Annotated in this window: 13 protein-coding genes; 4 read left to right on the forward strand and 9 right to left on the reverse strand. The window is 58.4% G+C overall.

Going from position 1 to position 13999, the window contains the following annotated elements; genetic code table 11:
* Nucleotides 1–23: 23 nt before the first annotated feature.
* Entirely contained in the window at nucleotides 24–1259 is a 1236-nt protein-coding gene (locus ASD54_RS20985) for an ABC transporter substrate-binding protein (protein ID WP_062556520.1), read from the reverse strand.
* A gap of 56 nt (nucleotides 1260–1315) precedes the next feature.
* On the reverse strand, nucleotides 1316–2392 hold the full coding sequence (gene ugpC / locus ASD54_RS20990; RefSeq protein WP_062556521.1) for a sn-glycerol-3-phosphate ABC transporter ATP-binding protein UgpC: 1077 nt from the start codon (nucleotides 2390–2392) through the stop codon (nucleotides 1316–1318).
* A gap of 246 nt (nucleotides 2393–2638) precedes the next feature.
* Between ugpC and ASD54_RS20995 the strand changes: the two genes are divergently transcribed.
* Nucleotides 2639–3691 (forward strand): LacI family DNA-binding transcriptional regulator, encoded by a 1053-nt coding sequence (locus ASD54_RS20995; RefSeq protein ID WP_062556522.1) that lies wholly within the window; start codon nucleotides 2639–2641, stop codon nucleotides 3689–3691.
* Here the strand turns inward: ASD54_RS20995 and ASD54_RS21000 are convergent.
* From ASD54_RS21000 to hutI, 5 genes are read right to left on the reverse strand one after another with little or no spacing between them, the layout of a single operon-like run.
* On the reverse strand, nucleotides 3688–4251 hold the full coding sequence (locus ASD54_RS21000; protein ID WP_062556523.1) for a HutD family protein: 564 nt from the start codon (nucleotides 4249–4251) through the stop codon (nucleotides 3688–3690). The two genes, ASD54_RS20995 and ASD54_RS21000, sit on opposite strands and share 4 nt — an antisense overlap.
* Before the next feature lies 1 nt (nucleotide 4252).
* Nucleotides 4253–5926 (reverse strand): urocanate hydratase, encoded by a 1674-nt coding sequence (hutU, locus tag ASD54_RS21005; protein ID WP_062556524.1) that lies wholly within the window; start codon nucleotides 5924–5926, stop codon nucleotides 4253–4255.
* Between the two features lie 12 nt (nucleotides 5927–5938).
* Nucleotides 5939–6742 (reverse strand): N-formylglutamate deformylase, encoded by an 804-nt coding sequence (gene hutG, locus ASD54_RS21010; protein WP_062556525.1) that lies wholly within the window; start codon nucleotides 6740–6742, stop codon nucleotides 5939–5941.
* A 1-nt stretch (nucleotide 6743) separates the two neighbouring features.
* Nucleotides 6744–8279 carry a histidine ammonia-lyase gene (gene hutH / locus ASD54_RS21015; protein WP_062556526.1) on the reverse strand — a complete coding sequence of 512 codons (1536 nt, stop codon included), beginning with the start codon at nucleotides 8277–8279 and terminating at the stop codon, nucleotides 6744–6746.
* A complete protein-coding gene (gene hutI, locus ASD54_RS21020; RefSeq protein WP_062556527.1) occupies nucleotides 8279–9532 on the reverse strand; it encodes an imidazolonepropionase in 1254 nt (417 codons plus the stop codon). Before hutI ends, hutH begins: the two co-directional genes overlap by 1 nt.
* A gap of 92 nt (nucleotides 9533–9624) precedes the next feature.
* Between hutI and ASD54_RS21025 the strand changes: the two genes are divergently transcribed.
* Both ASD54_RS21025 and hutC read left to right on the forward strand, forming a co-directional pair.
* On the forward strand, nucleotides 9625–10974 hold the full coding sequence (locus ASD54_RS21025) for a formimidoylglutamate deiminase (protein ID WP_062556528.1): 1350 nt from the start codon (nucleotides 9625–9627) through the stop codon (nucleotides 10972–10974).
* Nucleotides 10971–11702 carry a histidine utilization repressor gene (gene hutC / locus ASD54_RS21030; RefSeq protein WP_062556529.1) on the forward strand — a complete coding sequence of 244 codons (732 nt, stop codon included), beginning with the start codon at nucleotides 10971–10973 and terminating at the stop codon, nucleotides 11700–11702. Before ASD54_RS21025 ends, hutC begins: the two co-directional genes overlap by 4 nt.
* 7 nt (nucleotides 11703–11709) lie before the next feature.
* On the opposite strand, the gene ASD54_RS21035 is transcribed toward hutC, so the two are convergent.
* Together ASD54_RS21035 and ASD54_RS21040 are read right to left on the reverse strand one after the other, a co-directional pair.
* On the reverse strand, nucleotides 11710–12714 hold the full coding sequence (locus ASD54_RS21035; protein WP_062556530.1) for an inorganic phosphate transporter: 1005 nt from the start codon (nucleotides 12712–12714) through the stop codon (nucleotides 11710–11712).
* Nucleotides 12714–13358, reverse strand: coding sequence for a DUF47 domain-containing protein (locus ASD54_RS21040; protein ID WP_062556531.1), 645 nt, complete (start codon nucleotides 13356–13358; stop codon nucleotides 12714–12716). The genes ASD54_RS21035 and ASD54_RS21040 overlap by 1 nt, the downstream gene beginning before the upstream one ends.
* 99 nt (nucleotides 13359–13457) lie before the next feature.
* Here ASD54_RS21040 and ASD54_RS21045 point away from each other — a divergent pair, with 99 nt between their 5' ends.
* Nucleotides 13458–13997, forward strand: a complete 540-nt coding sequence (locus tag ASD54_RS21045; protein ID WP_062556532.1) for an NUDIX hydrolase — start codon at nucleotides 13458–13460, stop codon at nucleotides 13995–13997.
* Nucleotides 13998–13999 lie beyond the last annotated feature (2 nt).

The following is a 13999-nucleotide window of genomic DNA, read 5'->3' on the forward strand; positions in this document are numbered from 1 at the left end:
CCTCTCCGGATGGTATGCGTGGATCAGCGAAGGATGCGGCGCAAACGCGCTTCGATCTGTGCAGCGCCATCTTCCGGTGTCGTAACCCCGGCCAGGACCGCGTTTACGGTCGTACGGATGACTTCGCTCACTTCGTTGTAGCGCGGTGTAACCGGGCGTGGCTTTGCGGTCTCGACAACCTGCTTGGCGTCAGCAAACCATGGAGCAGCCTTCAGAACGTCTGCATCCTGGTAAAGCGAAGCATAGGTCGGGAGCAGCGAACCGTTTGCCGCCATGTACTTGGAAGCATCCTTGCTGGAGAGGTATTCAACCAGCTTTTTCGCGGCATCCTGGTTCTTGGAATAAGCGGAAACGCCCCATTCCCAACCTCCGAGGCAGGTCGCAGACTCGCCGCCGGTCACTGCGGGAAGACGGGTCACACCGACCTTGCCAGCCACTGCGGAATCCTTGCTCTGCGACTGGGCCCATGCGTAGGACCAGTTGACCGCGAACACCACATTGCCCGCCTGGAACTCTTTGCGCGTATCATCCGTCGCCACTTCGGCAATGTTCTTCTTGGAGACGCCTTCATCCACGAAGCTCTTCCAGAGCTTGAGAGACTTTACGGCGGCATCCTTGTCGAAGGTCAGCTTACCATTGTCGACCAGGTTCTTTCCCTGGCTCCAGTAGGGGAGCAGGAAGGTGCAGACAGCGCCCTCGATTGCCTTGCCCTGGAAGGAGAGACCCTGCAGATCCGGGTTGTTTTCTGCGCCATTGATCTTCTTTACAGCGGCCTTCAGCTCATCCCAGGTCTTGGGCGGCTGTACGCCATGCTTCTCCAGCAGATCCTTGCGGTAATAGAGGAACATGGAATCGGCAAATGCGGGCAAGGCGACGACCTTGCCATCCACCGTGTTCGCTTCAGCATAGGCTGGCAGATAGACGGACATGTCCTTGCCCGCGAATGGGCTGGTCCAGCCCGCAGCAGCGAACTGAGCCGGACGAATGACATCGAGGATCAGAACGTCGAGCGAAGAATCCTTCGCGGACATGATCGTGTTCAGATACTGCGCCTGCGCTTCGGACGTATTGCCGCCGGTTTCGATCGTGACCTTCGTGCCGGGGTTCGCCGCTTCGAACTGGTCCAGAACCTTGCGCCATACCTGCGGCTGATGCTGGCTGGAAATATAGACCTTCAGCTCGGTATCAGCAAAGGCAGGTGCCGAAAAACCAAGGACAGTGGCGGACAAAAGCGCGCCGACGATTGGCTTGATGTTCATATTCTCTCTCCCAAACGACTTTTCTATGCGGGTCTGGAAACTCCCCCGCAGGAGTGTCAAGCGATGGCGCGTTCGGTCACGGCATCGAAGAGATGAACCTTGGTCGGATCAAGGCCAAGGCGTAGCTCGGAGCCCACTTCAGGGCGCATTTCTGGCGGCATGCGCGCGGTCAGCATCTCTCCGCCTATAGCGAAGTGCACCAGCGTATCGGAGCCGAGCGGCTCGACGACCTGTACCTTCGCCGCCAGCGTCATTGCAGGATCGGCATGGGTGACGAAATGTTCCGGACGAATGCCGACGATCACATCCCGTCCATCGGAAAGCCCCTGCTTTGCTGAAGCGAGCGAAGACAGCGGAAGGCGATCACCATTTGCGAAAGCCAACGCACCGTTCTGAACCTTCGCCTTTGCAAAATTCATGGCAGGCGAACCCACGAAACCGCCTACGAAAACGCTCTGCGGCTTGTTGTAGACCTCATCTGGCGTACCCACCTGCTCGATATCGCCACCCTTCAGGATTACGATACGGTCGGCGAGGGTCATGGCTTCGACCTGATCGTGCGTAACGTAAATGATCGTCGTGCCGATCTGCTGGTGCAGGCGCTTGATTTCGGTGCGAACCTGGCCGCGCAGCTTGGCATCAAGGTTTGAGAGCGGCTCGTCAAACAGGAAGACCTGTGGACGGCGCACGATGGCGCGACCCATAGCCACACGCTGGCGCTGACCACCGGAAAGCTGGCCCGGACGGCGCTCCAGCAGATGAGCAATGCCCAGCATTTCCGCTGCTTCATTGATGCGGCCTTCGGCATCCTTCATCGAGACACCGCGAACCTTCAGGCTGAAGCCCATGTTCTCGCGCACCGTCTTATGCGGATAAAGAGCGTAGTCCTGAAAAACCATAGCTATGTCGCGTTCGCGGGGAGCCAGCTTGTTGACCACCCGTTCACCGATACGAATCTCACCATCGCTGATCGATTCCAGGCCCGCGACCATGCGCAGCGTCGTTGATTTGCCGCAGCCGGACGGTCCGACGAAGACAACGAACTCACCATCCTGAATTTCAAGATCGATACCCTTGACGATGCGAAGCGCACCGTAGCTCTTTTCGAGCTTGCGAAGGCTGACAGACGCCATGTATTCCTCCCGGCGACATCATACGGATGCCGCATCCTGCAAATTTTTTCCAATCATAGCGCTACGATTGACAAATGCAATGCCCGCCGAACTTTTTCTTTCGGATGTTGATAAACTATGCATGCTCCCGCACTATTCATGAGAAAAAAATGTTGCAATACAAGCAATAAGCTGCGAGTTTGAAGCGGCGATTACAGAATTGCTGAAACGCGATTTCCTTGATCGCAGCGCTGTATAGGAGGAGATATGGCGGATCAGGCCAAAGGGCAAACGGAGCGCCCGCAGCGGCGCCGGCGCAAGATGCAGAGCGTCACCATGATGGACGTCGCAGAGTTTGCGCAGGTGTCTCCGTCGACGGTTTCCCTGTATCTGCGTCGCCCGGAAGCCGTGTCCGCCAGTGCTGGCAGCACGATAGCACGCGCGATCGACAAGCTGAACTACGTTCCTAACCTGGTGGCCGGAGGACTGGCAGCCGCATCGTCGCGTGCCGTGAGTATCATCGTGCCGTCGGTGCGCAACGCCTTTTTTGCCGAAACGGTCGCGGCGATGCAGAACACACTGCGCAAGGAAAAGCTGCAGTTGATCCTGGGTCATACTGAGTATGATGAGCGGGAAGAGGAGGAGCTGGTCAAGACAGCCCTGTCCTGGGCGCCTGCGGCGATCGTTCTCACTGGACTGTCTCACAGCGATACGACCCGGCGTATGCTGCAAAAGCTCAGCGTTCCCGTGATCGAAATCTGGGAACTGGGAGGGCAGCAGATTGATGCGGCCATCGGGTTCCATCACGATCAGGTGGGCGCCGCTGCTGCAAAACATCTGATTCAGCAGGGCCGACGAAATCTTGCCTATCTCGGTGCACGTCTTCACGAAGACAGACGCGCAAAACAGCGCTGCGATGGCTTCGTCGAGGCGGCAAAAGGCGCGGGCGTCACCGTTGATATCGTCCAGCATCCCGCCGCCGCATCAGCCGAGGTGGGCGGCATGCTTCTATCGGAAGCACTTCAAGCTTTGCCGCAACTGGATGGTGTCGCCTGCTCGAACGATCACGTTGCGCTCGGCGCGCTGTTTGAATGCGAACGATCCTCGATCAGCGTACCGGAGCGGCTCTCTATCGTCGGATTTGGCGATCTGAGCTTCAGCGCTGCATGCAATCCACCTTTGACGACGATCCGTCCGTCAGGCGATCTGATCGGGCGTGAAGCCGCGCGGCTCATCATCGAACACATGGCGGGCAAAGAGCCTGAACCACAGATTTCGATCGATACCCGCTTTACCCTGCTTCACCGTCGCAGCAGTTAGATCGTTCGGATCTCTATCTTAAGCGCAGATCCTGAGCCGCTTACGGACAGGAGTGTGCTCTCCAGCGGAATTGCGGCGCAGTCGAAAGTGTGCAGTTCGAAGCGACCAATCTCCAGTTCGACGACCACATTTCCGGAAGAGCAGAAGATGAACACAGTCGCCTCGTTGCGCCGCCCGATGAAGGGAAGCTTCAGCCGCTCCACCTGATGCGTACACCGTGTGCGTCTCGTCATGACGTTGAGATCGATGACCGTTCCCCCCAGCAATGTTGCCGATGTCGCGACATCCGCCGGAAAGTGGTGGGGCTGGGACGCATGAGTAAGAGCCAGCCTTTCCCCGTCAATCTCAAGCTCCATGCCCTCGCCGGATAGAATGGTCAGTGTCCGGTCGATTTCGGCGAAGGACGAAAACGGACCATCGCTGGCAACCGTTGCCATACTGATACGCCATTCGAAATTGGCCAGACTTGCATCCTTCGGAAAGACGGCGATTTCCGCCGTCTCCCCGCCACCATTCTTCCAGGGCATGCGCTTGTAGTCGGCAGCCTTGAAGATCTTCATCTCAGTTGCCCAGAATGCCGGGCAGGCGCAGACCCTTCTCAGCCGCGCAGTCGAGCGCGATATCGTAGCCCGCATCCGCATGACGCATGACGCCGGTTGCCGGATCGTTCCAGAGCACCCGCTCCAGCCGGCGGGCGGCATCATCCGTGCCGTCAGCGCAGATCACCATGCCGGAGTGCTGGGAAAAGCCCATGCCTACGCCGCCGCCATGGTGCAGCGATACCCAGGTCGCACCGGATGCGCAGTTCAGTAGAGCGTTCAGCAGCGGCCAGTCCGAGACCGCATCAGATCCGTCCTTCATCGCTTCGGTCTCACGGTTTGGCGAAGAGACCGAGCCCGAATCGAGATGGTCGCGGCCGATTACGACCGGCGCCTTCAACTCGCCATTGCGCACCATTTCGTTGAAGGCGAGGCCAAGCTTGTGTCGGTCACCAAGGCCGACCCAGCAAATACGCGCCGGCAGGCCCTGGAAGGCGATACGCTCACGCGCCATGTCCAGCCAGTTGTGCAAATGCTTGTTGTCGGGAAGCAGTTCCTTCACCTTGGCATCGGTCTTGTAGATATCTTCCGGATCGCCGGAAAGGGCGGCCCAACGGAACGGACCGATGCCGCGGCAGAACAGCGGGCGGATATAGGCAGGAACGAAGCCGGGGAAGGCAAAGGCGTTCTCGAAACCTTCTTCCTTCGCAACCTGACGGATGTTGTTGCCATAATCCAGTGTCGGGATGCCCATGTTCCAGAAGTCGACCATGGCCTGTACATGCACCTTCATCGAAGCGCGGGCGGCTGCCTCGACAGCCTTCGGATCACTCTCCTGTTTGGCGCGCCATTCGGCAACCGTCCAGCCAGCGGGCAGATAGCCGTGGATCGGGTCATGCGCTGACGTCTGGTCGGTCACGATGTCCGGCTTAACACCACGACGCACCAGTTCCGGAAAAATGTCCGCGGCGTTGCCGAGGAGACCGACGGACTTTGCCTCGCCTGCCTTGGTCCACTGATCGATCAGGGCCAGTGCTTCATCCAGCGTGTGCGCCTTGGCGTCGACATAGCGGGTGCGCAGGCGAAAATCGATGCGGGTTTCATCGCACTCCACCGCAAGGCAGCAGGCACCGGCCATGACGGCTGCGAGAGGCTGTGCGCCGCCCATTCCGCCGAGGCCGCCGGTGAGGATCCACTTGCCCTTCAGGTTGCCGTTGTAGTGCTGGCGACCGGCTTCCACGAAGGTCTCATAGGTGCCCTGTACGATCCCCTGCGTGCCGATGTAGATCCACGAGCCGGCGGTCATCTGGCCGTACATGGCCAGACCCTTCTTATCCAGCTCGTTGAAATGGTCCCAGGTGGCCCAGTGTGGCACGAGGTTGGAGTTTGCAATGAGAACCCGAGGCGCATCCTTATGGGTACGGAATACGCCGACCGGCTTGCCGGACTGAACGATCAGTGTTTCTTCTTCTGTCAGCGTCTTCAATGTCTCGACGATCTTGTCGAAATCGTTCCAGGTGCGTGCCGCACGGCCAATGCCGCCGTAGACGACCAGATCATGCGGGCGCTCCGCAACATCCGGGTCCAGGTTGTTCATCAGCATGCGTAGCGGCGCCTCCGTCATCCAGCTCTTGGCGGAAAGTTCTGTCCCGGTGGCGGCGCGCACATCGCGAATGTTATGACGCGGGTTATTCATGATCGTGTTCCCTCAGTTCTTGAGTTCGAGCGCGATGGCTTCGATTTTGGTCAGAATGGTTTTCAAGTGGATGCGCAATCGATCTGCTTTCGGCGCATCATAGGCGAAGGGTGGCGCTTCCGTTTGCAGATGCGTGATCTGCGCCAGTTCCATCTGGATGGCGTGCACGCCGTGCTCCGGTTTCCCGTAATGCCGCGTCGTCCAGCCGCCCTTGAAGCGACCGTTCAAGACATGGGTATAGCCTTCTGCGCCTGCCGCAACATCCTTGGCGGCCGCTTCGATCCCTGCATCGCAGGTTCGGCCGGAATCCGTGCCGATGTTGAAGTCGGGCAGTGTGCCATCGAACAGGAAAGGGATGAGCGAGCGGATGGAGTGGCAATCATAAAGGACTGCTACCCCGTGGATCGACTTGACGCGCTCGATCTCTCCTGCGAGGGCTGCGTGATAGGGCGCATGGAACCCTGCCAGCCGATCGGCGATGTCCGTGCTTGTGGGTTCCTCGCCTTGCCTCCAGATCGCCTTGCCATCAAAATCCGTACTAGGCACCAGATCCGTCGTGTTCTGGCCCGGATAAAGGCTGTGGCCCGATGGATCGCGATTGGCATCGATCACATAGCGGTGGAAGGTGGCGCGCACCGTGGTCGCATCGGGCAACAGTCCGGCATAGAGCTCATGAATGTGCCAGTCGGTGTCCGCCAGCAGCTTTCCGTTGTCATTCAATCTGTCCCAGATGTTCGACGGAACATCCGTGCCCGTATGAGGAAAGGCCAGAACGACGGGCGATGTACCTTGCCTGACTTCGAAGACTTTGCTCATCTCATCCCTCCAGACCGGGGAGCAGGCCGTTCGAAACGCTGGCAGTCAGAGCGCCGCTGGCGACAAGCCGTCCGGCAGCCTCCAGATCCGGCGCCATATAACGGTCTTCCTCCAGCGTCGGAACGACAGCGCGCAGGGCGGAAATTGCTTTTATAAGTTCGGGGCTCGTGATGAGCGGAGCGCGGAACTCGACCCCTTGGGCTGCCGTCAATGCCTCAATGCCGATCATGGAGAAAAGATTGTCCGTCATCTGCAGCAGTCGGCGCGCACCATGGCAGGCCATGGAAACGTGATCTTCCTGATTGGCTGATGTCGGGGTGGAATCGACCGATGCCGGATGAGACATCTGCTTGTTTTCGCTCATCAGCGCAGCTGAGGTGACTTCCGCGATCATAAGACCGGAATTGAGACCCGGCTTTTTTGCCAGGAATGCGGGAAGACCGTACGACAGGGCGGGGTCGACAAGCAAAGCGATACGGCGCTGGGCAATTGCGCCGATTTCACAGATAGCGATTGCGATCTGGTCGGCTGCGAAGGCAACCGGCTCCGCATGAAAATTACCGCCCGAAACGACGCTGTCGTCAGACAGCACGAGCGGATTGTCGGTTACGGCATTGGCCTCGATTTCCAGTGTCCGACCCGCCATGCGCAAGAGATCCAGGCAGGCACCATCGACTTGAGGCTGGCACCGAATGCAGTAGGGGTCCTGAACGCGCTCATCGCCCTCGAGGTGGCTCTGGCGAATAACCGATCCTTCCAGTAAACCGCGGAGTGCCGCCGCCGTATCGATCTGCCCCTTGTGGCCCCGCAGCGTATGAATATCTTCCGTGAAGGGTGCGGAGGAGCCCATGGCCGCATCGGTCGAGAGGGCGCCCGTGATCAGCGCGGCCTGTGCCGCGCGGTGCGCACGGAACAGGCCGGCAAGCGCCAACGCCGTCGAAGCCTGCGTACCGTTGATCAGCGCCAGACCTTCCTTGGCGGCGAGAACGACCGGCGTCAGACCGGCGCGTTTCAGGGCTTCCGCGCCGGAAAGGCGCTCACCCTGGAAGAAGGCTTCCGCTTCCCCCATCATCACCGCGGCCATATGGGCAAGCGGAGCGAGATCACCGGAGGCGCCGACGGAGCCCTTTTCCGGGATCAGCGGCGCGACACCTTTCTCCAGCATGCCTTCAATCAGGCGTACCAGTTCCAGCCGCACGCCAGACGCGCCGCGCCCCAACGAAATCAGCTTCAGCGCCATGATCAGGCGGACGATGTTTTCCGGCAGGGCAGCGCCAACGCCGCAGCAATGCGAGAGGATGAGGTTGCGCTGAAGCGTGGCCGTATCGGCTGCGTCAATCTTGATGGATGCAAGTTTGCCGAAACCGGTATTGATCCCGTAGACCGGCTCATTGCCTGCCGCGATTGCCGCAATGCGTGCGGCAGCCTTCGCAATACGAGCATCGAAGCTGCGATCCAATACTGCGCTCTCGCCATTCCAGTAAATGCGCGAAAGATCCGCAAGGCTGACATTGCCGGGGTGAAGTGTAATCGTCATCAGAATGCTCCTATCGGCGATGAAGCAAATGTCTCGCCTTTGAAAATGCGTGCGTGAATTGGATTGAAGCCCATGCGATAGACCAGCTCGGCCGGTCGTTCGACGGACCAGATCGTAAAGTCAGCCGACTTCCCGACAGCCAGCGTGCCGGTTCTATCGGCAAGGCCAAGCGCCTTTGCTGCCTCGCGCGTGACACCCGCCAAGCATTCCTCGACGGTCATGCCGAAAAGCGTCGCGCCCATGTTCATGGTCATCAGCAATGAGGTTAGGGGGGAAGTTCCGGGGTTGCTGTCCGTTGCCAGTGCGATAGAGGCCCCTGCTTGTCTCAGCGCATCGACCGGCGGCAACTGCTTTTCTCGTAACGTGTAGAAGGCTCCGGGCAGCAGGACGGCAACAGTGCCGGCTCGGGCGAGAGCCGCAGCATCCTCATCCGCAAGATATTCCAGATGATCTGCCGACAGCGCCCCGTATGAGGCAGCCAGCCTCGCACCCTTCAGATCGGAAAGTTGCTCGGCATGCAGCTTGACGGCTAAGCCCAGACGCTTTGCCTCATCGAACACGAGCGCAATTTCATCCGGCGAGAAGGCAATGCCTTCGCAGAAGCCATCAACTGCATCCACAAGACCTTCGGCATGGGCGGCCCGCAGACCGGGCAGAACGACGTCCTTGATGTAGTCTGCCTTACGGTCCTTGTATTCTGGTGGGGTTGCGTGCGCAGCAAGCCATGTTGTGAGAATACGGACCGGGCGAAGCTTCGCCAGCCGTCGCGCCGCGCGCAACATGTTCAATTCGCCTTCGATCGTGAGTGCGTAGCCGGATTTGATCTCAATGGTCGAAACGCCTTCTGCGATCAGCGTATCCAGCCTCGGCAGAGCCTGATCAGCCAGCTGTTCTACGCTCAGGGCGCGGGTAGCCTTAACGGATGAAATGATCCCGCCGCCAGCCTTGGCAATGTCCTCGTAGCTTGCGCCCGCCAGCCGCATTTCGAATTCCAGGGCGCGGTTGCCGCCATAGATAAGGTGGGTATGGCAATCGATGAAAGAGGGGAGGATCCAGCGACCGCCGCAGTCTACGGCATTGGTCCTGTCAAATGCAGGGGCGTTGTCGCGTGGGCCGACATACTCGATCATGCCATTTCGAACGATAATGACCCCCTCATCGATCATGTCGGCCTGCGGGACCATGGTGGAGATCCGGGCATTCACCCAGATTTTCTTATCCGTCCCCGATCCTGATGTCTCGTTTCTCGTCATGGCTCCACCTTCCCGATTGCCTATAATGTATATACATGATAATTCTCTTCGCAAGAGACAAAAATGAAAAACCTGATCCGGAGGAGTTGAAGATGCGCACTGCCATTCACGCGAAAAGGGCCCTCTTGCCCCAGGGCTGGGCCAGCGATGTGCGTATTGAAGTGGCGGATGGCAGGGTTCACTCGGTGAGTTCTGGCATTCCTGCCCAAAGTGGGGAGGAAGCTTGCGCTCTGCTTTTGCCTGCGGTTCCAAACCTGCACAGTCATGCGTTTCAGCGTGCCATGGCCGGGCTTGCAGAGGTGAGGGGCCCAGGAGACGATTCGTTCTGGAGCTGGCGCACCCTGATGTACCGGTTCGCGCTCTCGATGAGCCCGGATCAGGTCGAGGCGGTGGCTGCGCAGCTCTACATGGAAATGCTTGAAGCGGGCTTTAGTCGTGTCGGTGAATTTCACTATCTGCATCACGACAAGGACGGCCAGCACTATGCGAATATCGCCGAAATGGCTGAGCGGGTCGCCGCTGCAAGCGCGGATGCTGGGATATCACTGACCTTGCTACCGGTATTTTATGCGCATTCCGGTTTCGGTGGCGCAGCGCCGAGCGAAGGTCAGCGCCGCTTCATTCATGATCTGGAGGCATTCAACCGGCAGATGGAGGCGTGCCGGACGCTCATTGAAAGCCTGCCGAACGGACAACTCGGCATAGCGCCCCATAGTCTGCGCGCTGCAACTCCAGATGAACTCGCAGCTCTTTTGCCCCTTGCAAAGCAGGGTCCAATCCACATTCATGTCGCGGAGCAGGTGAGAGAAGTTGAGGATTGCAAGGCGTCACTCGGTGCCCGACCGGTGGAATGGCTGCTGCACAATGTGCCGGTTGACGAGCGCTGGTGCCTCATCCACGCAACGCATATGCTGGAGGCGGAAACAGTAGAGATGGCGAAGCGAGGCGCAATTGCCGGTCTCTGCCCGATCACCGAGGCAAATCTGGGTGACGGCATTTTCGACGGCGTCCGCTTCCGTTCTGCTGGAGGCAGATGGGGGGTAGGCTCGGATTCAAACGTTCTCATCTCGGTCGCTCAGGAACTTCGCCAGCTTGAATATTCCCAGCGCCTTGGGCTTCGGTCCCGCAATGCGCTGACGGATCCTGGTCGTTCCACCGGCAGGGCGCTCTTTGAAGAAGCGGTGCGCGGCGGTGCACGCGCATTGAACACAGCGGCCTCGATACAGGCTGGCTCAGACGCTGACTTTATCTCTTTGGATGTATCCTCTGTTCCTCATTTGTCAGATGACCAAATTCTCGATAGTTGGATATTTGCTGAAACTGTTACCGTGGATTGTGTCTGGTCCGCCGGTCGAAAAATGGTCGAGCAGGGGCGCCATATTCATCGCGACCGCATCGACGATCGATTCCGTCGGGCAATGCAGGAACTGATGAGCCAATGAAAACCGAAAAGGACGGAACGCTCCACAATCGTATCCTTGGCGATATCGAACGTCGCATTCTGTCCGGAGAGTGGCCGCCGGGCCACCGTTTGCCATTCGAGGTGGATCTGGCGGAGCAGTACGGCTGCTCGCGTATGACCGCGAACAAGGTGCTGACGCAGCTTGCGCGTGCCGGAATGATCGAGCGTCGAAAGAAGTCCGGTAGCTTCGTGTCGCAGCCTGTGGCTCAGGCGGCTGTTTTGCAGATTCACGACATCGAGGCCGAAGTTAAATCGCTACGACAACACTACGGCTATCGTCTGCTCGCTCGCAGCAGAAGAGCGGCGACGGAGGCGGATCGTCAACGTATCGAAGTCGAACCCGCGACAGAGCTTCTGGAGCTTACCTGCCTTCATGAGGCGGATGGCAAGCCCTTCTGTCTTGAGCACCGGTTGATCAACCTCAATTGCGTTCCGGAAGCCGCCGATGAAGATTTCTCCCGATCGGCAGCTGGCCCCTGGCTGGTCAGCCGGGTTCCGTGGAACGCGGCCGAGCATCGAATCGAAGCCGTCTCCGCCAATGCGGAACTGGCTAAGATGTTGCAAATCGCGAGACAGACAGCATGTCTTGTCATTTGCCGACGTACCTGGGGTTCTGATGGTCCGGTTACGGCCGTCAGGCTGACCTATCCGGGTGAGCGTCACACGCTGGTCGCCCGATTTGAACCGGGCGAAGCCGAGCGCGGGTAGCTGAACGTTAAGAAAACAGGTTCGCCAGATGATAGAACGCTGCTGAAATGAGGGCAGCAGCGGGCAGCGTGACGATCCAGGCAATGACGATATTGCCGGCGAGGCCCCAACGCACGGCGGAGACGCGCCGAGCGGCTCCCACACCAACGATCGCGCCCGTGATCGTATGCGTCGTAGACACCGGGATGCCGAGCCAGGTTGCACCGAACAGCGTCAGCGCGCCGCCCGTTTCCGCGCAAAATCCTTGCATCGGGTTCAGCCGCGTAATCTTGGATCCCATGGTATGAACGATCCGCCATCCACCGAACAGCGTGCCGATCGCCATCGCGGCCTGACAACTGATCACGACCCAGAAGGGAACGTAGAACTTGTCTCCAAGATGGCCCTGGCTGAAGAGCAGAACCGCAATAATACCCATGGTCTTCTGCGCGTCATTGCCGCCGTGACCGAGCGAGTATAGCGAGGCCGATACGAACTGCATGATCCGGAAGGTACGATCAACGGCAAAGGGTGTCTGGCGGATGAAGAGCCAGGACACGATCAGTACGAGCACAAGAGCCAGGAGGAAGCCAATCGCCGGTGACATGAAGATTGCCCCAACGGTCTTCAGCAGTCCCTTCCAGACAATCGACTGAAATCCGACCTTGGCCAGACCCGCGCCCACCAGGCCGCCGACAAGAGCATGGGAGGAACTGGACGGAATGCCATAGACCCAGGTCACGATGTTCCAGATAATCGCGCCCATCAGAGCCGCAAAGATGACCTGCGGCGAGACAATCGACGGGTCGATGATGCCAGTTCCTAAAGTTTCGGCAACATGGAGGCCGAAGAACATGAATGCGATGAAGTTGAAGAATGCGGCCCAGGCGACCGCATATTGCGGTTTCAGGACGCGTGTCGAGACAATCGTTGCAATTGAATTGGCGGCATCGTGCAGGCCGTTCAGGAAGTCGAAAAACAGCGCGATGGCGATCAATCCACCCAGCAGGGGAAGTGCGAGTTGAACGTCCATTACACGTTCTCGATCACGATGCCGCTGATTTCATTGGCAACATCTTCGAAGCGATCAACGACCTTTTCAAGTTCGCTGTAGATCTCGCTGCCGATCATGAATGCCATCGCATTGCCGGTTTTTCCGTGGCGCTGAAACAGATCCTTCAGTCCTTGGTCATACAATTCGTCGGAACGACCCTCGACACGCGTGATTTCCTCAGCAATGGCAGAAAGCCTCTGGGCGTTGGTGCCAACCTTGTCGAGCAAAGGGATTGCCTCCGCGATGAGATCGGCGGCCTTGACGATTTCCGCGCCCATCTGCTGCATGAGTGGGTCGAAACCCGATTGTTCGAAAAGCCGGATGGTCTTGACCGTCTTGTGCATCATATCGATCGCATCATCCATCGACTGGATGAGATCCTTGATATCGCCACGGTCGAATGGTGTGATGAAACTGCGACGCACAGCCAGGAGAACCTGCCTTGTAATTTCGTCGGCTTCGTCTTCAAGCTTGACGATGCGCGCGCAATTGGCATCAACGTCATGGCCCAGTAGCATGTCGTTCAAAGCGCGGGCCGCGGAAACAACAGTTCTGGAATGCGCACTAAACATTTCGAGGAACCCGTCTTCCCTCGGCATCAATTTACGGAAAATGCTCATCATGGCTCAAAACCTTTTAACGATCACAGGCTGTCACAAATGTGTCATAATGCCTGATAGAGCAATTGTTCCGTTCACGCATCCTCGCGCTCATCCAAAATAATGAAGTCAATCAAAAAAGCCGCCAAGCTGCGGGAGAGCAAAACACCATCATTGCTGAAGCAGCTTGCAGGCGTGCCGGACAAGTTATTCTCTGGCTCCTTTCGCCAGCAATATGCCGCTCTTTGTTTTCGCCGCACCGCTGATGACAAGAGCGTCGAGATTGTCGTTGTGACGACGCGTGACAGCGGTCGCTGGGTCATCCCCAAGGGCTGGCCAATGAAGAAAAAGAAGCCGCATGAGGCTGCAGCCATCGAAGCATGGGAAGAGGCGGGCGTTCGGGGCGATGTCAGGAAGAAGCCGATAGGCCGCTATACCTATCTCAAGCTTCTCGATGACGGAAATGTCGTGCCCTGTGTCGTGGATGTCTTCCAGATAGAGGTGACGGAGATGCGCGAGCAATTCAAGGAAAAGGGCGAGCGCCGCATTGCCTGGGTTAGCCCGGATGAAGCGGCGCGGCGCGTTCGCGAGATCGAGTTGAAATCGCTTCTGGTCGAGTTTCAGCCCAAGCGATCAAAGCCCAGGAAGCCCGCTTCTGATTGATC

Source organism: Rhizobium sp. Root149, from assembly GCF_001427345.1.
Classification (GTDB): domain Bacteria; phylum Pseudomonadota; class Alphaproteobacteria; order Rhizobiales; family Rhizobiaceae; genus Neorhizobium; species Neorhizobium rhizoryzae.